Source organism: Streptomyces sp. NPDC090088, from assembly GCF_044747345.1.
In the GTDB taxonomy this organism is placed as follows: domain Bacteria; phylum Actinomycetota; class Actinomycetes; order Streptomycetales; family Streptomycetaceae; genus Streptomyces.
In genome coordinates, this window is sequence record NZ_JBIVDZ010000003.1 from 476372 (window position 1) to 500624 (window position 24253).

A 24253-nucleotide genomic window follows, 5' to 3' on the forward strand; every position below is an offset into this window, starting at 1 on the left:
ACCCCCCCGGCGCCCGGGCCGCCCCCCGCGGCCCCCCCCCCCGGGGGGGGGGGGCGCCCCCCCCCCCCCCACCGCCGGGGGTCGGCCTGCCGTGTCAGGAGAAGAGGAGGCGCCAGGTCAGTGGGCCGGGGGTGCCGTCGGCGTCGCCGCGCAGCTCCTTGCGGGACTTCTGGAAGTCGCGGACGTTCAGCCGGTCGGCCTCGCCCCAGTTTCTGCTCGGGCCGACCTTGTAGTGGTCGCCGAAACCGCGCTTGACCAGCTGCTTGCCGAGCTGGAGGACATAGGCGTTCGAGGCCCCGGCCGTGAAGTACTTGCGGCCCGGGAAGGCGGGGACCTTCGGCTTGGTGGGTGTCTTCGTCACCGGGGTGTCGTCGTCCACGTCCAGGTCGGCCTTCGCGTCCTTGAGGATCCTGGCGAAGTCGATCGCGCCGGGGTCGCCGTGGACGTTCTCGGGGACGTGCATGTGCCCGCAGACACCCTTGAAGTCGCTCCACTGCGCGCCGGTCATCCGCTGGCCGCCGCCGGTGCCGTACGACGTGGGATAGGCGGGCCAGGACGTCGGGCCGGACAGCGGTACGCCGTGCTCCTCGTGCATCCAGGCCAGGAACCGGGCGACGCCCTGCAGGGCCCATTCCGGCGCGTCCGGCCAGTAGATGTGGTCGTGGCCGGCGGCCTGCCACTTGGCGTGGGTCTTCGGGTCGCAGGTGCCGGTCAGCTCGACCTGGCACACGTTGAGGGTGTTGGTCTCCACACCGCCCTTCAGGTTGACCAGTGCCCGGGAGGAGGTCTCGATGTCGAAGTGCTGGTACCACTTCAGCTTCTTCGCGGCGAGATCGGGGACCGCCGTCAGGTTCGGCGCGGTGGCCCCGCCGTCGTAGCCGGGCAGGCTGTAGCCCTCGGTGGTGTGCAGGACGACGACGTTGACCTGCATCGGGTCGCCGCCGAAGTCGTCCTGGTACCAGTTGGCGCGGCTGGCGCCGGGGTAACGCTGGGGTCCCGTCTTGGTGCTCATCTCAACTCCTGAGGTGAGTGTGATGGAAAGGGGGGTGGTCTTGTCATGGGGCGGTGAGGGCCGTCGGGCCCGCCGCGTGGCGATGCCGGTCCAGGCGGGCCGGATCGCCGTCGGCACGGCTCGCGAGCGCACGGGCGAGTGCGGCGTGCCGAAGCTGTCGGGAGGAGGGGGTCTGGGTGCTCAGCACCACGTCGCGCGGGAGCTCGGGCAGCCGGTAGCGGCCGGTGCCGGGCGCGCCGGGGTCGGCGTCCCAGACCAGGATCCGGGCGGTCACCGCGGCGTCGATCAGACGCAGCAGCTCGTCGGGGGCGAGGCCCTGGACGTCGGCGAGCAGACCGAGGTCCAGCGGATCTTCGTCGGCGGCGGCGTAGGCGAGCATCGTGCGGGCCGGTTCGGGCAGTTCGAGCAGGCGGGCGTGGACGATGTTGCGTACGGCGGCCGGTACCTGGGCGTCCGGCCCGAGACGCCGGTCCGGCGGCAGCCGGAGCAACTCGGTCAGGGCGAACGGGTGTCCCTCGGCCCGCCGGTGCAGGGCCTGGGCCGCCCCGGACGGGGCCTGCTCGCCGCTCGCCGCCAGGAGTTCGGCCACGTCGCCGACGGTCAGCGGTCGCAGGGGCAGCCAGGACGCGCCGCGCAGGGCGAGTTCGGCGAGCAGCAGGCTGGAGACGGGGGTGTCGGGGTCGCGCATGGTGCACACGAAGAGGACCGGGGCCTCCCGGAGCACCTGGGCGAGCCGGCGCATCAGTTTGTGGAAGCTCTGCGATGCCCGGTCGAGGTCGTCGGCGACCACCAGCGTGGGTCCCAGGGTGAGTTGCCGTACGACCGCCGCCAGGGGGCCCTTCTGCGCGTCCTTGTCCTCGGCGGAGTCCTTGCCGTCCTGCCGCAGCGCGTCCAGGAGCTGCTTGGCGGCGCAGGTCTGGCTGACACCCCGGTTGCCGCTGAGGGCCTGGCCGGCCAGGGTGCGGGCGACGGTGAATCCGGCCGCGGCGGCCTTGGCGGAGATCTCCTCCACCAGCCGGGTCTTCCCGGACCCCTGCTCCCCGTTGACCACGGCCCACTGGGGGCGGTCGGAGGTCGCGGCCGACAGCAGGGCGGCCAGTTGGGCCATCTCCTCGCCGCGGCCCACGAAGGGCGCGGTCACGGAGGACGGGCGCGGGTGCACGCGGGCGGCGGTGAGGTCGCGCGCCGGGGCGTGCGAGGTGGAGCCCGCGCTGCCGAGGACGACGACGTCGTGCCGCAGGATCGCGGTGTGCAGGTCCCGGAGCTGGGGGCTGGGGTCCAGGCCGAGCTCGGTGGCGAGCATGTCGCGGAACCGCTCGTACTGCTTCAGCGCCTCGACGGGCCGCCCGGCCGTGTACAGCGCGCGCATCAGCAGCGCCCAGGAGGTCTCCCGCAGCGGGGCCTTGAGCACGAGGCTCTGGGCGACGTCGATCGCCTGTTCCGTCTCGCCCTGCTGGACGAGGATCGTGGCCCGCAACTCCCTGGCGTCGTGCAGTGCGCCGTCGAGCCGGGCGCGCTCGCGGATCGCGAAGGCGTGCTCTCCGGCCTCGGCCAGCGCCTCACCGCGCCACAGCGTGAGCGCCGCGTCGATCTCCCGCCGGGCGAGGACCAGTTGACGGGTCCTCAGAGCCTCGCGCGCCCTGCTCACGCCCAGCTCGAACAGGGCGGTGTCCCGTGCCTCGGGGGGCATCTTCAGCGCGTACCCGGCGGGGCTGCTCACCAGCATGGTGGACGGGCCCTGCCGGGCCGGGTCGAGGACCGCGCGCAGCCGGCTGATGTGGGCGCGCACCGAGGAGGCGGCGCCGGTCGGCCGGTCCGTGGGCCACAGGTCCCGCAGGATCGTGTCCTGCGAGACGGGCCGGCCGTCCTCGACGAGCAGCCGGACGAGCAGCAGCCGGCGCTGCCGGGGCCCCAGATCGAGGGGGACCCCGTCCCTCAGCACCTCGACGGGCCCGAGCAGGCAGAACCGCGTCTCCTGTCCGGGCCGGTGGTTCATCGGGGTCGGGCCCTCCTGGGCGGTACCGGGCGCGAAGGGCTGGTACGGGGTTCATATGACGGTTCGGCGAAGCAGTCAACCAATGGTCCGTTGCCTGCGCGTTGTCGGGGTGTTGTTCCACGCGGTTCGTGGTGCTTTTCGTGGTCGCGCTCGTGGTCGTGCTCGTGGTGTCGTCCGCGTGCCGGTGGACCGTCGACGGTAGTGCCTCGAATGGCTGACGGAGGCTCAATTGATGACAACACAACGGCAATTGACGAACAACAGGCGTGAGTAGGATCCAACCGCCAAGATCCACAAGGAAATCAAAGGTACTCATGCGTAAATTGATGTCGGCCGTCGTCGGCGCGGTGCTGGCCTTCGCCGGGACGGCCGGGGTGATGAGCACGCCCGCCCAGGCGGCGACGGGCCAGGAGTACGTGGCGCTGGGGGATTCGTACGCCTCCGGGGTCGGCACGGGTTACTACGACAGCGCCGGCGGCGACTGCAAGCGCAGCCCGGCCGACTACCCGGCCCTGTGGGCGGCCGCGCACGCGGACTACACGCTGAAGGACGTCTCCTGCAGCGGCGCGACCATCGCGGACGTGCGCGACAAGCAGCTGTCCGCGCTGGGTACCGGCACCGATCTCGTCACGCTCACCGTGGGCGGCAACGACGCCCAGTTCTCCTCCGTGGTCCAGGCGTGCCTCACCCAGAGCGACAGCTACTGCGCCACGGCCACGCTGTGGATGTCGTCCTACGCCAGGAACCAGATGGTCACGGAACTGGCCGAGCTGTACCAGGACATCAGGAGCAAGGCGCCGAACGCCCGGATCGTCGTTCTCGGTTACCCGCGCACCCTCTCCCCGACCGGCACCTGCCCGCTGATCGACCTGAGTGCGGCCAAGCGCACCGCCATGAACGGGCTGGCCGACGCGCTGGCGGAGGGCACCGCCGCCGCGGCGGCCGAGGAGTCGGTGGAGTTCGTCGACGTACGCGCCGCCTTCCAGGGCCACGGGGCGTGCGGCTCCGACCCGTGGATCAACGATCTGAGCGCCGGCACCGAGGTCTTCCACCCCACCCTGATGGGCTACCTGGCGGGCTACGACGCGAGGCTCAACGAGGTCACCGGCTGAGACGAGCGGCGATTCCGTGGCCGGTCAGCGAATACAGAACCGCCCGGACATCACCCACGCGCCCCGAGGTACTCGGATCCGTCTGAGTATCCGTGCTCTGTCCGGTGCCGCGCCCGGCCGTGACGCTGGGGGCATGGGACTTCAGAGATCCGTTCTGCGGGTGCTGGTGCCGACGTCGGTGTCGGCCGGGGTGTCGGTGGCGGCCTGGGCCGGCTGGCTGGGCTGGGACCAGGAGTACGACGTGGCCGCCGACGGCTCGGTGAGCGGGCCGTACGCGGTGTGGCAGGTCGCGGGGCTGGTGGTGACGCTGCTGGCGGCGGTGGGCTGGGCGGCGGCGCGGGGGCACAGCGCGGCCGCCGTGGCGGGGACGACCGCCGGGCTCACCCTCGCCGCCGGTGTGGACTGGTCGGACGACGCCAGCGGGCTCTTCATGGTCGGCGTGGCGCTGGTCATGGTGGGGAGTTTCATCGGCTCGGCCGTCGTGGCGGCCGTCGTGTCGACCGGGCTGGACACCCCGCGCCGGGACCGGCCGCTCGCCCGCTGAGTCAGGCGGGCAGCGGCTGTTCCGCCCAGATCGTCTTGCCGGTCGGGGTCTGACGGCTGCCCCAGCGTTCCGCGATCTGGGCGACCAGGAGCAGCCCCCGGCCGCCCTCGTCGTAGACCCGGGCCCGGCGCAGGTGCGGGGCCGTGCTGCTGCCGTCGGAGACCTCGCAGATCAGGGACGTGTCACGGATCAGGCGCAGGGAGATCGGGCTGTCGCCGTAGCGGACCGCGTTGGTGACCAGCTCGCTGACGATCAGTTCCGTGGCGAAGGACGCCTCTGTCAGGCCCCAGGTCTCCAGCTGCTCGCACGCCATCTTCCGGGCCCCGGCGACGGCGGCCGGGTGCCTCGGGAGCTGCCAGGTGCGGACCTGCGCGGTGTCCAGGGCGGAGGTGCGGGCGAGGAGCAGGACGATGTCGTCGCCGGGCCGGTCGGTGAGGACCGTGCGCAGCACGTGGTCGCAGGTCTCCTCCAGGGGCGCGGCCGGATCGGCCAGCGCCCGGCACAGCAGGCCCACGCCCGCCTCCATGTCCTGGCCGGCCGTCCGTACCAGGCCGTCGGTGTAGAGGGCGAGCACGCTGCCCTCCGCCAGTTCCACCTCGGCCGACTCGAAGGGCAGGCCGCCCAGGCCCAGCGGCGGCCCGGCCGGGAGGTCGAGGAGGCGGGCCGCGCCGTCGGGCGGGACCAGGGCCGGGGCCGGATGGCCGGCGCGGGCCATGGTGCAGCGCCGGGTCACCGGGTCGTAGACGGCGTACAGGCAGGTCGCGCCGACCTCGCCGGACGTCGCCTCGGCCCGGCCGGGCACGTCCGGGCCCTCCTCGCGGTCGAGCCGGATCACGAGGTCGTCGAGCTGGGTGAGGAGTTCGTCGGGGGCCAGGTCGACGTCGGCCAGGGTGCGCACCGCCGTCCGCAGCCGGCCCATCGTGGCGGAGGCGCGGATGCCGTGGCCGACCACGTCCCCGACCACCAGGGCGACCCGGGCGCCGGACAGCGGGATCACGTCGAACCAGTCGCCGCCGACGTCCTCGCCGGACCCGGTGGGCAGATACCGGTAGGCCACCTCCGTCGCCACCAGCCCCGGCGGCCGGCCGGGCAGCAGGCTGCGCTGCAGGGCCAGGGCGGTGCGGCGCTCGCGGGTGTAGCGGCGGGCGTTGTCCACGCTCACCGCGGCCCGGGCGACGATCTCCTCGGCGAGCCGCTGGTCGTCCTCGGTGAACGACTCGGGCGTGCGGTGCCGCAGGAAGTGCGCCAGGCCGAGGGTGACCCCGCGGGCGCGCAGCGGGACCATCAGCACCGAGTGGATCATGTGCCGGGCGACCGAGTCGGCACGGGCCTGGGACGACGTGATCCACTCCCGCATCCCGGGTTCGCCCGGGGTGTGCCGGGTGCCGCGGCCCGCGAGCAGGGCCCGCAGCGGCGGGGTCCCGGCCGGGTAGCGGATCGGGTCGCCGGGGTCGGCCACCGCCTCCGGGCAGCCCGGCAGCACCGAGCGCTGTGCGGTACGGCGTACGGTGACCGCCCGGCCCGGCGGCAGCGGCTCCGGTTCGTCCCCGAGGGCGACGGACTCCAGCAGGTCGACGGTGACGAAGTCCGCGAACCCGCCCACCGCCACCTCGGCCAGTTCCTCGGCGGTCCGGATCACGTCCAGGGTGGTGCCGATGCGCATGCTGGCGTCGTTGAGGACGGCCAGGTGGCGGCGGGCCCAGTACTGCTCCGTGGTGTCGAAGACGATCGCGGACAGACCCTGCACCGTGCCCGTCTCGTCCTTCAGCGCGGAGAAGTACATCGACCAGGAGTGCTCCCGGGTCTCGCCGGGCGCCTGGCCGTGCTGCTCGTGGAAGACCGTCCGCCCGGTGCGCAGCACCTGCCGCTGGAGGCGGTCGTACACGTCGAAGGGGAAGCTGGGCTCGATCTCCCACAGGGTCAGACCGCGCATCTCCGCCGCGGGCCGGCCCATGATCCGGCTCATGACGTCGTTGGCGGCGACGAACCTCGCCTCACGGTCGTAGATCGCCACCGGCATCGGCAGCTGGGCGAGCGTGAGGTCCCACAGGGCCGCCGCCCCGGGCTGGTCGCGCCCGGCCACGGTGGTCTGCGCGGCACCGGTCACCAGCCACAGCGGCTTGGGACCGGTGTCCGCGAGCGGGGTGCCCTGGAGGCGTACGACGACCCGGTCGCCGTCGCGGTGCCGCAGCGCCACCTCGGTGGACCAGCGGTGGCCGGCGGCGAGATGACGGCGGGCGGAGGCGGGCAGGTCGGCGGCGAGCAGGCTCCGCGCGGGCCGGCCGACGACCTCGGCGGGCTCGTAGCCGAGCAGCCGCCGGGCACCCGCACTCCACACCAGCACCGCCCCACCGGCGTCGACGACGACCGCCAGGTCCTCCGGTACGCGTCCCTCCATGGTGCCTCCGGGTGTCCCTGTGTCCGCACCCGCTTCCCAGGATCCCGCCGCGCCCCGTCCCGCTCAACCGGCGGCACGGGGGGACCACCGCGAACGGGCGGCGGTCAGGACTTCGCGGAGGGGGTCTGCCTGATGCCGTCCACGACGCTGCGCTCCATGACGGCGCTGGTGAAGAGGATGGTGCCGGGGGTGATCAGCGCGTCGTCGCCGCTGTTCTTGCGGACCTGGACCGTGCGTTCGCCGAGGAAGACATGGGTCTTCTTGTCGAAGATCCACTCCTCGCGCTCCCCGCTGGTCTCGTCCAGCCGGGCCACCGCCACACCGTGCCGGCCCACCGCGTCGGTCGAGTCGTCGACCACGACGACACCGGGGATCTTCTCGGCGGCCTTGAACAGCGCCGGATACAGCTCCGCCGGCGGGTAGCTCTCGCCGAGCAGGTCGCCGATGGTGGTGAACGCCTCCTGGTCGGGGGAGTTCCCCTGGCCCTTCGTCTCCTTGTAGATCTTGGCCAGCAGCTGGTCGGGGTCGGTGGTGAGCTGGGTGAGGTAGTCGTACGACGGGCCGTTCAGGGTCGGCTCGGGGGTGTTGCCCTGCTCGTCCGGGAGGGACAGGGTCTCGCCCTCGGGGCTGTCGTTGACGGCCGGGTCGATCAGCCAGCCCTTGGTGCCGTCCGCGGACTTCCAGATCTGCCGGGTGTGCAGCGGGTGGCTCGCCAGGGAGGCCGTGTCGCCGACGTGCCTGACGTAGGTGTCGGCCGACTCGGACCTGATGTAGATGTACTGGCCGGGCCGGACGTCCGGGCGGGAGGTCTTGGCGGCCGCCAGGGAGATCTGGTCGAGGAGCTGCGGCACGCCCTTGCTGCTGGCCGCGCCGATGCTGGTGGTGAGGGCCGGGCCGTAGTCCTGTACGCCGTTGCCGCCGCCGGACAGGGTCAGTCCGGCGACGACCGCCGCGGCCAGCGCCGCCGCCGTCAGGGGCAGCGCGATCACCGGACGCGGAAAGCGGCGGCGCCGCTCCTGCGCGGGGGCCGTCGCCGCGGACTCCGTCTGCTGCAGGTCGTGGATCTGGGCCATCAGTCGCTCCTTGTGGAACTGGTGGCGGCCCGGCGGCAGGTCCCGCGCCGTGGCGGACAGCAGCCGCTCGGCGCCGCCGTCCACCTCGGCCGGGTGCTTCCGGGAGGCTTTCGCGGTCATCGTCTTCCTTCCTGCGCGGGCCGGATCACGTGGGTGTGATCACCTCTTGTCTGTCGGGCGGGGCGGTCGCCTTCCCGATCTCCGCGAACTTTTTTCGCCGGTGCGCCGCCGGGCGGTACTCCGGCGGGCGATGCGCCGGCGGGCGGTACGGCCGTGATCGGCGCGTCGGTGAGGTGGCGCAGCTTTCTTCGGGCGCGGGAGAGCCGGGAGGCCACCGTGCCGACGGGGATGCCGAGCGCCTCCGCCGCGGCCTCGTAGTCCAGGCCCTCGCCCAGGCAGAGCGTGACGACCTCGCGCTCCGGCCTGCGCAGTCCGGCGAGGGCGGTGAGGGCCGTGGCGAGACGGCGCCGGCTGTCGATCCGGTCGGCCACCTCGTCCGCGTGGTCGGGCACCGCGAGTTCGGCCGCCGCCGCGGCCTGGGCGGCGGCCCGGTAGCGGCGGTTGCTCCGGTACTGGTTGCGGGCGGTGTTGGTGGCGATGCCCAGCAGCCACGGACGGAGCGAACCGCCCTCGGGGTCGACCCGCTCGCGCAGTCGCCATGCCTCCAGGAAGGTCGCCGCCATCACGTCCTCGGCGACCGACCGGTCGGCGGTGAGCCGGAAGGCATGGTTGTAGACGGCGTTGGCATAGCTGTCGAACAGCTCCGCGAACGCGCTCGACTCCCCGGCCCGTACCCGGGTACGCATATGTGTGCTCACGTCACTGAGCTGTCCGGCACGCGACACCGACTTCCCGTGATATGGATCACACCCGTTGTCCCACCCGTTGGCTCACCCGCTTCCCCGGCCGGCCCCAGTCTGCGGCACGGGCTGCCGGACACCTCCCGGTGCTAGGCCCGCCCCCGTGCGGCCGCCGCCCGCTGGGCCAGGGAGTCGAAGACCACCGCGATCAGCAGCACCCCACCGGTGATCATGAACTGGACGGCGGGCTGGACGCCCAGCAGGGCCATGCCGGAGGCGATGGACTGGATGACGAGGACGCCGAGCAGCGCGGACCAGGTCGAGCCGCGGCCGCCGAAGAGGCTGGTGCCGCCGATGACGGCGGCGGCGATCGCGTTGATCAGCAGCATGCCGGAGCCCGCCACCTGGGTCGCCGAGGTGAGCCGGGAGGCCACGAACAGGCCGCCGGCCGCGGCCAGCGCGCCCGACACCAGGAACACCGAGACCCGTACCCGCGCCACGTTGACGCCCGCCCGCAGGGCCGCCTCCGCGCCGCCGCCCAGGGCGTGCACCTGGCGGCCGTAGGTGGTGCGGCGCAGCAGGAGATCGGAGGCGACGAGGACGGCGAGGAAGACCAGCAGGGCGAGAGGCAGGCCCTGGAACCGGTTCAGGACGTACGCGGCGGCGAAGGCGGCCGCGGCGAGCAGGGCCGTACGGCCCCAGACCTCGGCCGCCGGGCGGCACGGCATGCCGGTGGCGGCGCGCCGGCCGCGGTCGTGCAGGGAGACGGCGAGGTGGGCCGCCGTGCCGAGGGCCGCCAGGCCGTAGGTGGCGACGGCGGTCGGGAAGTGGCGGCTGGTGAGCATGGCGACCAGTCCGTCGCCGTCGAAGCCGATGGAACCCTCCGCGCCCAGCAGGTAGAGCATCAGGCCGTTCCAGGTCAGCAGCCCGGCGAGGGTCACCACGAAGGCCGGGACCCCGGTCTTGGTGAAGACGAACCCGTGGAAGGCCCCGGCGGCCCCGCCCACCGCCACCGCGACCAGCACGGCCGGCCCCTCGGGCATTCCGTGGTTCACGTTCAGCGTCGCGAACAGGGCGCCCGACAGGCCCGCGAGCGAGCCCACCGACAGGTCGATCTCGCCGATCAGCAGCACGAAGACGACCCCGACGGCGACCAGCCCGGTCCCCACGATGTCCACGCTGAGCACGGACAGGTTGCGCGGCGAGAGGAAGTTCGCGTTGAGGCTCTGGAAGACCGCCCAGATCACGGCGAGGGCGAGCACCACCGGCGCCGGGCCGAGACCGCCCTGGTGCAGTCGGCGGCGCGCGGTGTCCCCGCAGTTCCCCAGCCGTCCGGCGGGCTGCCCCCTCACGACCATCTCTCCTGCGGGTCGGCCGGCGGGCGCTGCCGTCCGGAGTGGTCCGCCGCGCCCGTGATGGAGGCGATGATCTGTTCCTGGGAGGTCCGGCCCACGTCGAAGAGGCCGTTGTTGCGGCCGAGGCGCAGCACGGCGACGCGGTCGGCGACGGCCTTGATGTCCCCCATGTTGTGGCTGATCAGCAGCACCCCGGTGCCCCGGTCGCGGAGTTCCTCGACGAGGTCGAGGAGCTGGTTGGTCTGTTCGATGCCGAGCGACGCGGTGGGCTCGTCGAGCAGCAGCAGCCGCGGTGCGCTGAGGAACGAGCGGGTGATCGCGACGGCCTGCCGCTGGCCGCTGGACAGGGTGGCGAGCGGCGCCCGCACGTCGGGGACGTCGACGGGCAGGGTCCGCAGCAGCTCACGGGTGCGGCGCTCCATCTCCACCTCGTCCAGGACGCCGTACCGGTGGATCTCCCGGCCGAGGAAGAGGTTGCCGACGACGTCGAGGTTCCCGCACATCGCGAGGTCCTGGTAGACGGTCGCGATCCCGAGGGCGCGGGCGTCGTGCGGGCGTCTGATCTGGACCGGGCGGCCCTCCCACACGAGGACGCCCCGGTCCGGGGAGAGCACCCCCGAGACCACCTTGACCAGCGTCGACTTGCCTGCGGCGTTGCCGCCGACCAGGGCCACCACCTCCCCGGCCCGGATCTCCAGGTCGACGTCGACCAGCGCCTGGACGGCGGCGAAGCGTTTGGAGACGCCGCGCAGCGCCAGCAGGGGCTGCACCACGAGGCCACCTCCTTCCCCCGCCGAGGCGTCAGGTGAGTCCGGCCCGGTCGCAGGCGGACCGGAGCTTGGGGGTGCATATCTGGTCGAGGGTGTATATACCGTCCTTCATCAGAGTGTCCTTGATCGTGCCGGTCGTCACCGAGTAGGACGGCAGCAGCACCGAGGGGATGTTCCTGGTGGTCGGGCTGTCGACGGCGGCGGTGGCGGAGGACCCGACCGGCTCGCCGTGCCCCAGTGCCACGGCCATCTCGACGGCCGCGTCGGCCTCGGCCCGGTAGGACTTGTAGACGGTCATGTACTGCCGGCCCGCGACGATCCGCCGCACCGCCGAGAGGTCGGCGTCCTGCCCGGTCACCGGGGGCAGCGGCCGGACCGCGCCGGCGTCGAGCGCGGAGATCACGGCACCGGCGAGGGTGTCGTTGGCGGCGAGCACCCCGTCGATGCGGCCGGGGCCCAGGGCGGCGATGGCGCCGGTCATGTCGGCGAAGGCGTTCTCCGGCCGCCAGCCGGCGGTGTCGTACGACTTGCCGATCCTGACCTTGCCCCGGAGCACGGAGAGCGCCCCCCGCTTGAACCAGCCGGAGTTCGGGTCGGTCGCGGCGCCGTTCATCATGACGATCTGGCCGCCGCGGGCCTTCGCGCCCATGCCCTTCAGCAGGGCCTCGCCCTGGAGCCGGCCGATCGTGTCGCCGTCGAAGGTGACGTAACCGGAGACCGGGCCCTGCGCGAGCCGGTCGTAGGCGACGACCGGGATACCGGCCCGGTGGGCGGCCTCGACGGACGAGCGCAGCGCCTTGGGGTCGATCGCGGAGAGGATCAGGACGTCCACGCCCCGGGTGATCATGGCGTCGAGCTGTTGCTGCTGGACGTCCGGCTCGGGGGTGGCGGCGACGGCCGGTGCCGGGCAGCGCGGGCACAGCTCCTTCAGCTTCCGCTCGATCAGCGGCCGGTCGAACTGCCCGAACCGCGAGGCCCCGCCGCCGGGCAGCAGCACGCCGACGCTGAGGGCGTCGCCGTGTGCGCTTCCGCTCCCGCCGCAGGCGCCGGTCAGCGCCAGTCCGGCGCCGACCGTGACCGCGACGGCCGCGCGGGACAGGGACCTGCGCTTCGGAACACCGACACCGAGACCCATCTTCGGTTCCTTGCGGACTTCTGCCGAAATGACCCCCTATGGGGGTCTGATGTCAGGGTAGCCAAGCGGTCAGCCGGTCTGCTCCCGCAGTGCCCGGTCGATCGTGCCCAGCGCGGCGGTCAGCCGGGTGTAGTCGTCGGCGGCCAGCGGCCGGACGAAGAACTCCTCGACCACCCGGGCGTGCACGGCCGCCGCTCCCAGGAACACCGTGCGCCCCTCGCCGGTCGGCTCCACCAGGGCCACCCGCCGGTCCCCGGGGGACGGCACGCGCCGGACGAGACCGGCCTCCTCCATGCGGTCGATCAGCCGGGTGGTGCCGCTGCTGGTGAGCGTCAGATCGTCGGCCAGCTGCCGCTGGGAGACCTCCTCGCCGGGCCGGCGGCAGAGCCGTATCAGCACCTCCAGCATGGTGTGGCTGATCCCGCACTCGCGGCGCAGCGCGCCGTCGATGCGCTGCTCCAGCCGGGTGGCGGACTTGATCAGCAGCCCGAAGTCCCGGACGAGCGGGCTGTTGGCGGCGCGGGCGGCGGCTTCGTCGTCGTGCTGCGGGGTGGAGTTCATCGCCGGCGACTTTACTGCGAGGGCACTTACTGCCGTTTCAGTCACTGCCACCTCAGTCACTGCTGTCTCAATCGCTGAGCAATCAATTGCTGACTAGTCAATGAAATCGTACGGTGGGACGAGCACCCGCGAACGAGAGGAAGGCGGACCCCGTGGATCTGCAGCACTGGCTCGGCCGGGCCACCGAGGCGATACAGGAGTGGGCCGACACCTTCGGCCCGTACCGGCCGCACCCGTCCCTCGACGTGGCCGACGACCGTTTCGCACCGGTCTTCGAGGAGTTCACGGACCGGCTGAAGGACAACTACCCCTTCTTCCATCCGCACTACGCGGGCCAGATGCTCAAGCCCCCGCACCCCGCCGCGGTGGTCGGCCACCTCACCGCGATGCTGATCAACCCCAACAACCACGCCCTGGACGGCGGCCCCGCGACGGCGGCGATGGAACGCGAGGCCGTGGCCCAGCTCGCCGCGATGTTCGGGTACGACACCCACCTCGGCCACCTCACCACCAGCGGCACCATCGCCAACCTCGAAGCCCTCTTCGTCGCCCGCGAACTCCATCCCGGGCGGGGCATCGCGCACAGCGCCGACGCCCACTACACCCACGGCCGGATGTGCCACGTCCTGGACATGACCAGCCACCCCGTCCGCACCGACGGCCGGGGCCGGATGGACCTCGACGCGCTGGAGGAAGTGCTGGAGACGGGAGACGTCGGCACCGTCGTCCTCACCACCGGCACCACCGGACTGGGCGCCGTCGACCCCGTCCACGAGATCCTGCCGCTCGCCGAGCGGTACGGCGTCCGCGTCCACGTCGACGCGGCCTACGGCGGCTTCTTCACGCTCCTCGCCGGCGCCGACGGCCCCGAGGGCCTCCCGCCCGAGCCGTGGCGGGCCCTCGCCCGCGCCGACTCGATCGTCGTCGACCCGCACAAGCACGGACTCCAGCCCTACGGCTGCGGGGCCGTCCTCTTCCGCGACCCCGACGTGGGCCGCTTCTACCTGCACGACTCGCCCTACACCTACTTCACCTCCACCGAGCTCCACCTCGGCGAGATCAGCCTGGAGTGCTCCCGGGCCGGCGCCGCCGCGGCCGCCCTCTGGCTCACCTTCCGGCTGCTCCCGCCCACCCCCGACGGCCTCGGCCGGGTGCTGGCGGCCGGGCGGCGGGCCGCCCTGCGCTGGGCGGACCTGATCGAGGCGTCCGACTCCCTGGAGCTCTACCAGCGGCCCTCGCTCGACATCGTCACCTACTTCCCGGCCACCGACCCCGCGTCCCTCACCGCGATCGACGCCGTCTCCGCCCGGGTCCTCACGGACGGCATGACCGGCCCCGACCCGGTCTTCCTCAGCACCCTCAAGGCCGACCGCGACGCCTTCGCCGCCCGCCACCCCAAGATCACGGCGGACGCGGACGGCGCCCGGATCCTGCGCAGCGTCCTCATGAAGCCGGAGTCGGAGGACCACGTCGAACAACTGCACCGCAGAGTCGAGCAGTTGGTCAGGACGGCGCAGGCCGCCTGACCGCGGCCACTCTTCGCCCACCCGCCCGGCCTACCCTGGCGTCGCGTGCGCCGCACGCGCCGGGCGGAGGGACACCATGGCACGCATCACCGGACGGACGGTTCTGATCGTCGGCGCCTCGTCGGGCATCGGCGCCGAGGTGGCACGTCAACTCGCGGGCGGCGGCAACCGGTTCGTCATCACGGCCCGGCGCGCCGCCGAACTCGCCGCCGTGGCGGCGGAGATACGGGCCGCGGGCAGCGTCTGCCTGGACCTGCCCGCGGACGCCCTGGACCCGACGGCCGCCGCCGGGGTGGTGGCCGCCGCCGTCACGGAGTACGGCTCCGTCGACATCGCCCTGCTCAACGCCGGCCAGGGCCCGGACATGTCCATGGACCGGGTCGGCGTCGCGGACGTCTCGCGGATCATGGCGCTCAACTACGACGTGGCCGTCAACTACCTCGTCCCGCTGATCGCGCAGCTGCGCGGGCAGGCCGGCGGCGGTCTGATCGCCCACACCAACTCGCTGGCCGGGCTGATGGGCGTCCCCCGGCAGGGGCCGTACTCGGCGGCGAAGGCGGCCGTGCGCACGCTCCTCGACACCGCGCGCGTCGAACTCGCCCCGCACGGCGTCCGGTTCACCTCGATCCACCCCGGCTTCGTCGCCACCGAGCGGGTCGGCGGCGACGGCCTGCCCAAGCCCTTCCAGATCAGCCAGGAGCGGGCCGCCCGGCACGTCGTACGCGCCCTGGAGCGGGAACCGGCGCAGGCGTGCTTCCCCCGGCCCGCGGCGGCGCTGGTGCGCACCCTGCGGGCGCTGCCCGCACCGGTGTCGGACGCCGTGCTGCGGAGGCTGGCCGCCGGGCTCTAGGACGCACCTCCGGAGCGTCTGTCTACGACGCCACGTGCTCGGCGAAGCCGAGGTCGCGCAGCGCGGTGCGCAGCCGGGCCGCCGCGTCGTCCATCACGGCCTCGTCCTTCTCCACCTGGGCCCGGGAGAAGTCGAAGTCGGCCATGCTCCAGGCGGGCGCGACATGGATGTGCAGATGCGGCACCTCGAAGCCCGCGATGACCAGGGCGGCCCGGGGCGCGTCCCAGGCGTGCCGCACCCCGCGGCCGATCGCCTGCGCCACGGTGACACAGCGGGCGAGCAGCGCGCCGTCCGCGTCCGTCCACCGGTCCACCTCCCGCCGGGGCACCACCAGCGTGTGGCCGGGGGTCAGCGGGGCGATGCTGAGGAACGCGGCGACCTCGGCGTCCTGCCAGACGAACCGGGCGGGCAGTTCTCCGTCGAGGATCCGGGAAAAGAGCGTCGGCATGAGGCGAGTATCCCTTCAGGAGGTCAGGCCCTCTTCAACGGGTGTCCTCTTCAACGGGTGTCCTCTTCAAGGAGTGCCCTCGTCGGGTGCGGTCGTCGTCGCCGGGGTGGCGGAGACCGCGGTGATCCGGGGCGCGGGCACCTCGTCGCCGAGGGCCAGCAGCTTCGTGCGGAGTTCCTCGGCCGCCGTCGGGTCGGTCGGGGCCAGCAGCCGCAGCGCCCGCTCCCACAGGGTGCGGGCCGCGCCGGGGTCGCCGGTGGCGAGGTAGGTGTCGCCGAGGTGGCGCAGGGTGCCGGCCTCGCTGAACGTGTCGCCGATCTCCCGGTAGAGCCGCAGCGCGCACTGGTACGCGGCGACGGCCCGCGCGGGCTCGCCGAGGTGGTGCCGGGCGACCCCGAGGCTGTCCCAGGCACCGGCCTCCGCGTACCGGGTGCCGTCCAGTCCGGCGAGGCCGCCGAGGGCCTCCTCGAAGTAGGCGGCGGCCCGCCGGTGTTCGCCCCGCAGCACATGCGTCCAGCCCAGGGCGTGCAGGGCGCTGGTCTCGGCGGGGCGGTCGCCGAGCTCCCGGTAGAGGGCGAGGGCGCGGCCGGCCGCGTCGAGGGCGCCGTCGTGGTCGCCGAGCCGGTCCAGGAGCCAGCCGTGACTGCGGTGGGCGTGCGCGAGCCCGAGCCGGTCCCCCAGCTCGGCGAACAGGCCGAGGGAGTGCCGGATGTGGGTGCGGGCGTCGTCGTGCCGGCCCAGCCGGGCCGAGGCGCGGGCCAGGCCGCGGTGCAGATGGGCCTCGGCCGTGCGGTGGCCGTCGCGCACGGCCGCGTCGAGACCGGCGCGCTGGAGCAGCGCCCCGTCGTGCCAGTGGCCCTGCCGGTCCATGAAGCGCTCCAGGCACCAGGCCATTCCCCACACATGGGCGTGGTCGCCGCGCGCGATCGCCGTCCTGGTGACCGCGCGCAGCACCTGGTTCTCGGCCGTGTACCAGCGCAGCGCCTGCCCGTCGTCGGCGAACGCCCCGGGCCGCGCGCCCTGGGCGGCGGCGGGCGGCGGACACAGCCGCCAGTATGGGGAGTAGACGCGGCCGGCGGCGTGCGCGGTGTGCAGGTAGTGGTCGAGGAGCCGGCGGACGGCGGCTTCCCGGGCGTCGGCGTCCTCGTGCTCCAGGGCGCGTTCGGCGGCGTAGGTGCGCAGCAGGTCGTGGCAGCCGTACCGGCCGGGCGCGTGCTCGGTGAGCAGATGGGAGCGGGTCAGCTCGGCCAGCAGCCCGCGGACCCCGGCCGGGTCGTCGCCCGCGACGGCCGCCGCGGCGGCCGGGGTGACGTCCGGGCCCGGGTGCAGGGACAGCAGCCGCAGCAGCCGGGCCGCGCCGGGGCTCAGTGCCCGGTACGACCAGGAGAACACCGCCCGTACGTCCCCGGCCGGGTCCGCGTCCGTGAACGCGTCCAGGCTGCCGTGCGCGGCGCGCAGTTCGTCCGCGATCGCGGCGAGCGGGAAGCCGGGGTGGGCGGCGGCCCGGGTGGCGACCACGGCCAGGGCGAGCGGCAGCCCCGCGCACCGGGTGACGATCTCGTCGACGGCCGCCGGATCGGCCAGCACCCGGTCGGCGCCGAGCCTGCGGGCCAGCGACTCGCGGGCCTCGGCGTCCGGCAGCCGGTCCAGCGCCAGCGGGCGGGCCGCCTCCGCGGTGACCAGGCCGAGCAGCCGGTCCCGGCTGGTGACGACGACCACGCAGCCCGGGCTGCCCGGCAGCAGCGGCCGGACCTGCTCGGCGTCCCGCGCGTTGTCGAGCAGGATCAGCACCCGGCGCCGGGCCAGCAGACTGCGATACAGACCGGTCTGGGCGTCCGCCCCGTCCGGGATGCGCTGCGGAGGCACCCCGAGCGCCTCCAGGAACGCCCGCAGCACCTGGCCCAGGTCCGTCACGGCACCGCCCGGGTCGAAGCCGCGCAGGTTCACGTACAACTGCCCGTCCGGGTAACGATGAGCCACCCGGTGCGCCCAGTGCACCGCCAGCGTGGTCTTGCCGATCCCCCCCATCCCACTGATCACAGCAATCCGCGTCCCGGGCAACTCGTGCGCCTCCGGGGTGCCTGGGGTCCCCGGCGTCTCCGGCGTCTCCGGTGCTTCCGGTGCTTCCGGTGTCGACAGTTCGGCCACTCGGGCGAGTTCGGTGCGGCGGCCCGCGAATGCGGCGAGGTCGGCGGGGAGTTGGGCGGGGCGGACGAAGGGGGCGGTGGGGTATGGCGGTGTGGTGGCGGGGGCCGGGGCCCCCGGTGTTGGCGGTGTGTTGCGGACGACGGACAGTCGGGTCGGTGGCGGGGGTGCCGTGCCGGCGGTCCGGGGCGGGCGGGGGCCGTCCTCGCGGAGCACCTCCCGTTGCGCGGAGCGCAGTTCGGTGCCGGGCTCGACGCCCAGCTCGGCGGTGAGCCGGGACCGTACCCGCTGCCAGGTGTCGAGCGCGGCCGCCCGCTGCCCGGTGGCCGCGAGCGCCCGCACCAGGCGGGCCTGCAACGGCTCGTCGAGCGGGTGCTCGGCCGCCGCCCGGTGCAGCACGGAGAGCAGCCGCCCGGCGGCCCCGGTGGCCAGCGCCACGTCGGAGGCCTCCTTCACCACAGCCAGGTGCTCGCGCTCCAGGGCGTGGAACGCGGGGTGGGAGCGGGCCTCGACGGGGACGCCGGTGGCGACCGGCCCGGTGTGCAGGCCCAGCGCTTCGAGCAGCGGGGGCAGGGCCGCCGCCGTGCCCCGGGTCCCGTTCCGCCGGGCCTGCCGGGTCAGTTCCCCGAACCGCAGCACGTCCAGCGTCTCGGGGGTGGCGTTCAGCCGGTAGCCGCCCGCGTCCCGGACCAGCCACCGCCCGGCCGCCCGCATCGGCAGCTCCGGCTCCAGCAGCCGGCGCAGCACCCCGATGTGCCGGTAGACCGCGTTGGCGGGCGAGCCCGGCGGCGACTCGCCCCAGAGCGCCTGCTGCAGCTCCTCCATGGCCACCGGCCGCCCGGCGTGCGCCATCAGCAGGGCCAGCAGCAGCCGCTGCTGGGCCGCGCCGAGCCCCACGTCGTCGCCGTCGCGCCAGACCCGTACCGGTCCCAGGACCGCGAACCGCATCGTCACCGTCGTAATCCCTGCATCCCCGTGTCGCCGTGCCCCCCGATTCGGTGTGCCGCCGTCACGCGGGCGGCAGGCCCTCGATCCAGCCGAGGACCAGCGCGTTGAACTCGGCCGGCCGCTCCTGGAACAGCCAGTGGCCGACCCCGTCGAGCACCACCGACGCGCTGTACGGGTGCCGGCTCAGCGACTCCTCCCAGTCGCCGTCGACGCCCTTGGCCTTGAGGGAGGAGGCCGCCGACAGCGTGAGCACCGGGCAGGCGCGGCGCGACAGGTACGCCTCGACGCCCGGGCGCGCGGTCAGCGGGGCCGCCGCCTCGTCGAACATGCCGTGGAAGACGTCCCGTACGGTCATCGGGTCCATGCCGAGGATCCGCCGCCGGTGCCAGACGCGCAGCGCGTCCGCCTCCGGGCCGTCCGCCGCCGGGTTCTCCAGTCCGGCCAGGACCAGCGCGGCGGTGCCGACCGGGTCCGGGACGCGGAAGGCGGCGGCGAGCTGCGGCACGAACCCCGCCTCGAAGCCGTAGCCCGGGTCCACCGCGACCACGGCCCGCACCAGGGACGGGTACTCGACCGCGAGGACCGAGGCGATCACGGCGCCCATCGAGTGCCCCACGACCACCACAGGACCGGCGTCGGCACCGTCGAGCAGCTCCGCCAGGTCCGCCGCGAACTCGCGCGGCCGCTGGCCCCCCGACAGCCCCGAGGACCGGCCGTGCCCGCGCAGATCGGGCGCGATCACCCGGTGCCGGGCCGCGAACGCCCCGATCTGCGCCGACCAGTCGTGCGAGTCGCAGGTCGCGCCGTGCACCAGCAGCAGCGTCTCGCCCACGCGCCGGGAGCGTCCCGCGCCGGGCCCTTCGCCCGGCCCTTCGCCCGGCCCTTCGCCCGGCCCGTCGTCGGGTCCTTCGTCGGGTCCTTCGTCGGTGTAGAACAGCCGGTTGTCGTTGATCACGCTGTACGTCACTGGATCCCGCTCCTCGGTCATGGGCACGGTCGGCCCCGGTCAGGTGGCGGGAGCGTAGGCAGCGCGCAGTGGAGGGAATGTGCCTGGCTTGTGACCGGTGGCCGCACCCGGTGGCGTTCGATCTTCCGCCGCACCTCGGCGGCCCAGACCGGGTCGAAGTCGCCCAGCGCGTCCCGGGCGTCCCGCCAGGCACCGAGGGCCTCGCCGGGACTGCCGGCCGCGTGGTGGGCGTCGCCGAGCCGGTCCAGGGCGCAGGCCTCGTTGAACAGGTCGCCGGCCTCCCGGAACAGGGCGACGGCACGGCGGTGGCAGCTCACCGACCGCCGGTGCCGGCCGAGCCCCCGGTGGACATGGCCGAGGGTGTCCCAGGTGTAGCCCTCGGCGAGCCGGATCCCCAGTTCCTGGAAGAGCGCGAGGGCCCGGTGCGCGTGCGGGAGCGCGCCGCGGGCGTCGCCGAGACAGGCCCGCCCCCAGGCCGTCGCCACCAGCACGTCGGCCTGGCCGCGCCGGTTGCCGGACGCCCGGTACAGCGAGAGCGCGGGCCGCAGCTCGTCCAGCCCTTCCTCGTACGCGCCCTGACGGGTCAGCAGTTCCCAGCGGGACAGGTGCGTCTGCGCCCGCCCGTGGGTGTCGTCGACGCCGAACAGGTCCAGCGCTGACCGGAGCCGGCGGTCGGCCTCGTCGTAGCGGCGCAGCATCATGCAGGCGCGGCCGAGGCCGCGGTGGGCGTGGGCGAGGGCGGCCGGGTCGGCCAGGCGGCCGGCGGCCTCCAGGGCGGTGCGTTGCAGGGCGAGGTACTCCGGCCAGTGGCCGTACCGTTCGTGGAAACGCTCCAGGCACCAAACCAACTGCCAGACGTGCGCGTCGAATCCGAGTACGACGGCCTGCCGCAGGACGCCGAGCAGCACCGCCCGCTCGGCGGTGAGCCAGGCCAGGGCGGCGGCCGCGTCGGCGAGGGGCCGCGGTGCCGCGGCGGGCCCGGCCGGTGCGACCGGGGTGATCGCGGCGGTCGGCGGGTCGAAGAGCAGTGCGGCGGCGTGCGCGGTGTGCAGATAGTGGTCGAGCATCCGGCGCCGGGCCGCCCGGCGCTCCTCCTCGGGCTCGGTGGCGTCGACGAGTTCGGTGGCGTAGGCGCGCAGCAGGTCGTGGCAGCCGTACCGGCCGGGGGCGTGCTCGGTGAGGAGATGGGCGTCGGTCAGCTCGGTGAGCAGCGCCCGGGTCCGGGCGGGCGCGCGGCCGGCGAGAGCCGCCGCGGCATCCGCGCCGAGGTCCGGGCCGGGGTGCAGGGCGAGCAGCCGGAAGAGGCGGGCGGCCTCGGCCCCCAGTTCCTCGTACGACCACGAGAACACCGCCCGTACGTCGGTCACGGGGTCGTCGCCGCCGTCGGCGGCCCGGAACGCGTCCAGGCCGCCGTGCGCGTCCCGCAGCTGCTCGGCCAGGGCCGCCAGCGGGAACGCGGGCCGGTAGGCGGCGCGGGCCGCCACGATCGCCAGGGCGAGCGGCAGCCGCGCGGTGCGCGCGACGATCTCCGCCACCGCCCGGGGCTCGGCCGCCACTCGCGCGCCGCCGATCCGACGGGCCAGGGCCGTACGGGCCTCGGCCGCCGAGAGCACGTCCAGGACGACCGGACGGGCGCCGTCGGCGGAGGCCAGCCCGCCCAGCCCCGAGCGGCTGGTGACCAGCACCAGACAGCCGGGGCCGCCCGGCAGCAGCGGCCGCACCTGGGCCGCCTCCCGCGCGTTGTCGAGCAGCACCAGCAGTCTGCGGCCCGCCGACAGACTGCGGTACAGGGCGGCCCGGGCGTCCAGCCCTTCGGGCATGCGGGCGGGCGGCACACCGAGGGCGGCCAGGAATCCCCGCAGGGCGTCCTCGGGCCGGGTGGGCCGGGCGGCGGGGTCGAAACCCCGCAGATTGACGTACAGCTGCCCGTCCGGAAACCGGTCGGCCACGTCATGGGCCAGACGTACGGCGAGCGTGGTCTTGCCGACACCGGCGGGGCCCCGGACGGTGGCGATGGTGGAGGGGGCGGTGCCGGGGTCAGGGGTGTTGCCGGTGTTCTGGATCAGCGTGCGCAGATGGGCGAGTTCGGCGGTGCGGCCGGCGAAGACGGTCAGGGCGGGCGGGAGTTGGGCGGGGCGGATGAGGGGGGACGAAGGGGCGGACGGGGTGGCGGACGGGGTGGCGGACGGGGTGGCTGGGGTGGTCGGTCCCGACGGGACCGGTGAGGTCGGGTGCGGGGCGGGGTGGACGGCGGCATCCGGTTCTGCCGCGCCCTCACCCTCGCCCTCGGGCCACCCGTGTTCCCCTTCTCCTCCTTCTCCCCCTCCGCCCCCTCCGCTCTCTTCCCGTGCTTGCGCCGTGGCCGGTTCCGTGGCCGGTTCCGTGGTCACCCGGTGGCGGGCGGCGGTCAGTTCGGGGCCGGGGTCGACGCCCAGTTCGTCGGTGAGCCGGGTGGCCGTCGAGCGGAGGACGTCCAGCGCCTGGGTCCGGCGGCCGGTCGCCGCGAGGGCGTCGACGAGCAGGGCCTGGAGCCCCTCGTCGAGCGGGTGCCGGACCGCGCTCTCGGACAGGGCGGGCAGCACCCGGTGGGCGAGACCGCGGCGCAGCGCCAGGTCGGCGGCCTCGCGCACCACCGCGTCGTACTCCCGGTCCAGCTCGGTGAAGACGGGGTGCGGGGGTGCCGAGGAAGGACAGCCGGCGGCCGGGCCCCGCCGTAGCGCGAGCGCGTCGGTGTACGCCTCGACGGCCCGCGCCGGATCGCCGTGGTCCCTGGCCGTCGCCACCAGGGCGCGGAACCGCACCAGGTCCACGGAGCCGGCCGGGGCGAGGAGCCGGTAGCCGCCCCCGCCGCGCAGCAGCAGGCTGCCCTCGGCCCGGTTGGGCAGCTCCGGCTCCAGCAGCCGTCGTAGCCGCCCCACATGACGGTGCACCATGTTCACCGCGCGGGCGGGCGGGCGGTCCGCCCACAGCGCCTCGACGATGTCCGGCAGCGGCACCGGGGAGCCGGACCGGGCCAGCAGCAGGGCGAGGAGGGTCCGGCGCAGTGGCGGCCCCGGATCCAGCTCGACCTCGTCCCGCCAGACCCGTGTCTCCCCGAGCACCGTGAACCGTAACGGCACAGATGTCATGGCCCCGCCCTTCCCAGCCCCCGCCCGCCTCATGCTAGGCAGCGGCGGGACGGCGCCCACGGGGCAGGACATTTCAGGCGTGGCTCGGAGGGGGGACGTCGGGGGCGGACGGTGGGCTACGCCGCCCCGGCGACCACCTCCGCGATCGCGGCGAGGGCGTCATGCCGCTCGATCTCCGCCCGCAGCGCGGCCGCGCGTTCGCGGTATCCGGGTTCGCCCAGCACCTTCGTCACCGCGTCCCGTACGGCCTCCGCCGACGGCTGTCCGGTGCGCAGGTCGACCCCGGTCCCGCTCCACTCCACGCGGGCCGCGACCTCGGGCTTGTCCTCGCCGTCCCCGCCCACGACGAGCGGGACGCCGTGCCGCAGGGCCTGGTGCACACCGCCGTAGCCGCCGTTGGTGACCAGCACGGAGGCATGGGGGAGGAGGGCGTCGAAGGGCACGTACCCGCCGATGCGCGCGTTCGCCGGAACGGGGCCGGCCGCCTCGATCTCGGCCGGACCGTCCGCGCGTCCCGTCGCGGCCACGACCAGTACGTCCCGACCGGCCAGCCCGTCGACGGCGGGCCGTATCAGCCGCCCCAGATCGCGGTTGTCGAACGAGCCCTGGGTGACCACGACGACCGGCCGGTCCGCCCGCTCCACCTCCGCCCACCACTCGGGCAGCGGCCGCCGCGCGTGCGGTGCGCGCGGCGCGGCCGGCAGCGGGCCGACGAACCGGAACGTCGGAGGCAGGTCGCCGCGCGGATACTCGAACCCCGGGACGGTCAGCTGGAGATAGTGGTCCGGCACGGTCACCAGGCAGTCGAGGACGAAGCCCGGCAGCTCGGTGCCGCACTCGCCGAAGTTCTCCTCGATGTGCCGCTGGGCGCCGCCGAAGACCTCCTTGACCTGCTCGTTCATCTCCCGGTGCCGTTTCTTCGCGCCCTCCCCGGCCAGCGGCGGCAGCGCGAGCCCGATGGGCGGCGCGTCCTCGCTGAGCACGGTCGGCATGGTGATGCCGAGGCCGACGGTGACCGGCCGGTGCCCGGGCGGAGCGGACAGGGTGAGGGCGGTGGTCCCCAGGAACAGCGGGTCGCCGATGACCACGGACGCCGGGAAGCGGCGGGCCAGCAGGGTGCGCAGCGCGCGGTACTGGGCGGCGGTCGGGTCGCCGAAGACGTGCTTCATGTCGTAGTCCAGCTGCGCCGGACCGGTCGGGAAGGCGGCGCGGTCCGGGAAGTACAGCTCCAGCCGCCGGTCGTCGAAGTCCGCGGCGGGCGGCAGCGCCACATGCTGGGCACCGGCGGCCCGGACGTCCTCGGCGAACCGGCTCCCCGTCAGTACGACGACCTCGTGCCCGCGCCGCACCAGGTCCGCGGCCACGGTGAGAACGGGCTGGACATGGCCGTGGAACGGCGTTGCGGCGGCGATGATCAGTGCCATGGACGACTCCCTGGGCTGGGTGGACGGTGCCCCGGGAGCGTAGGAACGCGATGTGCAAAAG

Annotated in this window: 18 protein-coding genes; 4 read left to right on the forward strand and 14 right to left on the reverse strand. The window is 74.3% G+C overall.

Annotated features, from left to right (window positions below; translation table 11 throughout):
* Positions 1-94: 94 nt before the first annotated feature.
* Positions 95-1012, reverse strand: a complete 918-nt coding sequence (locus ACIPSJ_RS18090; protein WP_359206845.1) for a peptidoglycan-binding protein — start codon at positions 1010-1012, stop codon at positions 95-97.
* Positions 1013-1055: 43 nt separating this feature from the next.
* Positions 1056-3008, reverse strand: coding sequence for a BTAD domain-containing putative transcriptional regulator (locus tag ACIPSJ_RS18095; protein WP_401346779.1), 1953 nt, complete (start codon positions 3006-3008; stop codon positions 1056-1058).
* A gap of 314 nt (positions 3009-3322) precedes the next feature.
* On the opposite strand from ACIPSJ_RS18095, the gene ACIPSJ_RS18100 reads away from it, so the two are divergent.
* Both ACIPSJ_RS18100 and ACIPSJ_RS18105 read left to right on the forward strand, forming a co-directional pair.
* Positions 3323-4120 (forward strand): SGNH/GDSL hydrolase family protein, encoded by a 798-nt coding sequence (locus ACIPSJ_RS18100; protein WP_401346781.1) that lies wholly within the window; start codon positions 3323-3325, stop codon positions 4118-4120.
* A 133-nt stretch (positions 4121-4253) separates the two neighbouring features.
* Positions 4254-4664 (forward strand): hypothetical protein, encoded by a 411-nt coding sequence (locus ACIPSJ_RS18105; protein WP_401346784.1) that lies wholly within the window; start codon positions 4254-4256, stop codon positions 4662-4664.
* 1 nt (position 4665) lies between these two features.
* Here the strand turns inward: ACIPSJ_RS18105 and ACIPSJ_RS18110 are convergent, their stop codons facing one another.
* From ACIPSJ_RS18110 to ACIPSJ_RS18140, 7 genes are all read right to left on the reverse strand, one after another.
* Complete coding sequence (locus ACIPSJ_RS18110; protein WP_359206833.1) at positions 4666-7062, reverse strand: SpoIIE family protein phosphatase; 2397 nt, start codon at positions 7060-7062, stop codon at positions 4666-4668.
* Positions 7063-7166: 104 nt separating this feature from the next.
* Positions 7167-8255, reverse strand: a complete 1089-nt coding sequence (locus ACIPSJ_RS18115; protein WP_401346786.1) for a CU044_5270 family protein — start codon at positions 8253-8255, stop codon at positions 7167-7169.
* Positions 8252-8941 carry an RNA polymerase sigma factor gene (locus ACIPSJ_RS18120; RefSeq protein ID WP_401347434.1) on the reverse strand — a complete coding sequence of 230 codons (690 nt, stop codon included), beginning with the start codon at positions 8939-8941 and terminating at the stop codon, positions 8252-8254. Before ACIPSJ_RS18120 ends, ACIPSJ_RS18115 begins: the two co-directional genes overlap by 4 nt.
* Before the next feature lie 143 nt (positions 8942-9084).
* Entirely contained in the window at positions 9085-10293 is a 1209-nt protein-coding gene (locus ACIPSJ_RS18125) for a sugar ABC transporter permease (RefSeq protein WP_401346788.1), read from the reverse strand.
* On the reverse strand, positions 10284-11063 hold the full coding sequence (locus tag ACIPSJ_RS18130; RefSeq protein WP_359206823.1) for an ATP-binding cassette domain-containing protein: 780 nt from the start codon (positions 11061-11063) through the stop codon (positions 10284-10286). Before ACIPSJ_RS18130 ends, ACIPSJ_RS18125 begins: the two co-directional genes overlap by 10 nt.
* Before the next feature lie 28 nt (positions 11064-11091).
* Entirely contained in the window at positions 11092-12195 is a 1104-nt protein-coding gene (locus tag ACIPSJ_RS18135; RefSeq protein ID WP_401346791.1) for a sugar ABC transporter substrate-binding protein, read from the reverse strand.
* 69 nt (positions 12196-12264) lie between these two features.
* On the reverse strand, positions 12265-12756 hold the full coding sequence (locus tag ACIPSJ_RS18140; RefSeq protein ID WP_365679178.1) for a MarR family transcriptional regulator: 492 nt from the start codon (positions 12754-12756) through the stop codon (positions 12265-12267).
* A 152-nt stretch (positions 12757-12908) separates the two neighbouring features.
* Between ACIPSJ_RS18140 and ACIPSJ_RS18145 the strand changes: the two genes are divergently transcribed.
* Positions 12909-14282, forward strand: coding sequence for a pyridoxal phosphate-dependent decarboxylase family protein (locus tag ACIPSJ_RS18145; RefSeq protein WP_401346793.1), 1374 nt, complete (start codon positions 12909-12911; stop codon positions 14280-14282).
* Between the two features lie 76 nt (positions 14283-14358).
* Positions 14359-15132 (forward strand): SDR family NAD(P)-dependent oxidoreductase, encoded by a 774-nt coding sequence (locus ACIPSJ_RS18150; protein ID WP_401346796.1) that lies wholly within the window; start codon positions 14359-14361, stop codon positions 15130-15132.
* A gap of 22 nt (positions 15133-15154) precedes the next feature.
* Here the strand turns inward: ACIPSJ_RS18150 and ACIPSJ_RS18155 are convergent, their stop codons facing one another.
* The 5 genes from ACIPSJ_RS18155 to ACIPSJ_RS18175 all read right to left on the reverse strand — a co-directional run bounded on the left by ACIPSJ_RS18155 (position 15155) and on the right by ACIPSJ_RS18175 (position 24192).
* Positions 15155-15580, reverse strand: a complete 426-nt coding sequence (locus ACIPSJ_RS18155; protein WP_359206811.1) for an HIT family protein — start codon at positions 15578-15580, stop codon at positions 15155-15157.
* A 66-nt stretch (positions 15581-15646) separates the two neighbouring features.
* Entirely contained in the window at positions 15647-18673 is a 3027-nt protein-coding gene (locus ACIPSJ_RS18160; RefSeq protein WP_401347435.1) for an AfsR/SARP family transcriptional regulator, read from the reverse strand.
* 61 nt (positions 18674-18734) lie between these two features.
* Positions 18735-19640 (reverse strand): alpha/beta fold hydrolase, encoded by a 906-nt coding sequence (locus ACIPSJ_RS18165; protein ID WP_401346798.1) that lies wholly within the window; start codon positions 19638-19640, stop codon positions 18735-18737.
* Between the two features lie 17 nt (positions 19641-19657).
* Complete coding sequence (locus ACIPSJ_RS18170; protein ID WP_401346800.1) at positions 19658-22768, reverse strand: AfsR/SARP family transcriptional regulator; 3111 nt, start codon at positions 22766-22768, stop codon at positions 19658-19660.
* A gap of 116 nt (positions 22769-22884) precedes the next feature.
* A complete protein-coding gene (locus ACIPSJ_RS18175; protein ID WP_359206802.1) occupies positions 22885-24192 on the reverse strand; it encodes a glycosyltransferase in 1308 nt (435 codons plus the stop codon).
* Positions 24193-24253: the final 61 nt, after the last annotated feature.

What these genes read in the sequence shown, in the direction of transcription:
- ACIPSJ_RS18090 (WP_359206845.1), bottom strand. Translation starts at nt 1,012, where the DNA reads ATGAGCACCAAGACGGGACCCCAGCGTTACCCCGGCGCCAGCCGCGCC.
- ACIPSJ_RS18095 (WP_401346779.1), bottom strand. Translation starts at nt 3,008, where the DNA reads ATGAACCACCGGCCCGGACAGGAGACGCGGTTCTGCCTGCTCGGGCCC.
- ACIPSJ_RS18100 (WP_401346781.1), top strand. Translation starts at nt 3,323, where the DNA reads ATGCGTAAATTGATGTCGGCCGTCGTCGGCGCGGTGCTGGCCTTCGCC.
- ACIPSJ_RS18105 (WP_401346784.1), top strand. Translation starts at nt 4,254, where the DNA reads ATGGGACTTCAGAGATCCGTTCTGCGGGTGCTGGTGCCGACGTCGGTG.
- ACIPSJ_RS18110 (WP_359206833.1), bottom strand. Translation starts at nt 7,062, where the DNA reads ATGGAGGGACGCGTACCGGAGGACCTGGCGGTCGTCGTCGACGCCGGT.
- ACIPSJ_RS18115 (WP_401346786.1), bottom strand. Translation starts at nt 8,255, where the DNA reads ATGACCGCGAAAGCCTCCCGGAAGCACCCGGCCGAGGTGGACGGCGGC.
- ACIPSJ_RS18120 (WP_401347434.1), bottom strand. Translation starts at nt 8,941, where the DNA reads ATGCGTACCCGGGTACGGGCCGGGGAGTCGAGCGCGTTCGCGGAGCTG.
- ACIPSJ_RS18125 (WP_401346788.1), bottom strand. Translation starts at nt 10,293, where the DNA reads ATGGTCGTGAGGGGGCAGCCCGCCGGACGGCTGGGGAACTGCGGGGAC.
- ACIPSJ_RS18135 (WP_401346791.1), bottom strand. Translation starts at nt 12,195, where the DNA reads ATGGGTCTCGGTGTCGGTGTTCCGAAGCGCAGGTCCCTGTCCCGCGCG.
- ACIPSJ_RS18140 (WP_365679178.1), bottom strand. Translation starts at nt 12,756, where the DNA reads ATGAACTCCACCCCGCAGCACGACGACGAAGCCGCCGCCCGCGCCGCC.
- ACIPSJ_RS18150 (WP_401346796.1), top strand. Translation starts at nt 14,359, where the DNA reads ATGGCACGCATCACCGGACGGACGGTTCTGATCGTCGGCGCCTCGTCG.
- ACIPSJ_RS18155 (WP_359206811.1), bottom strand. Translation starts at nt 15,580, where the DNA reads ATGCCGACGCTCTTTTCCCGGATCCTCGACGGAGAACTGCCCGCCCGG.
- ACIPSJ_RS18160 (WP_401347435.1), bottom strand. Translation starts at nt 18,673, where the DNA reads ATGCGGTTCGCGGTCCTGGGACCGGTACGGGTCTGGCGCGACGGCGAC.
- ACIPSJ_RS18170 (WP_401346800.1), bottom strand. Translation starts at nt 22,768, where the DNA reads ATGACATCTGTGCCGTTACGGTTCACGGTGCTCGGGGAGACACGGGTC.
- ACIPSJ_RS18175 (WP_359206802.1), bottom strand. Translation starts at nt 24,192, where the DNA reads ATGGCACTGATCATCGCCGCCGCAACGCCGTTCCACGGCCATGTCCAG.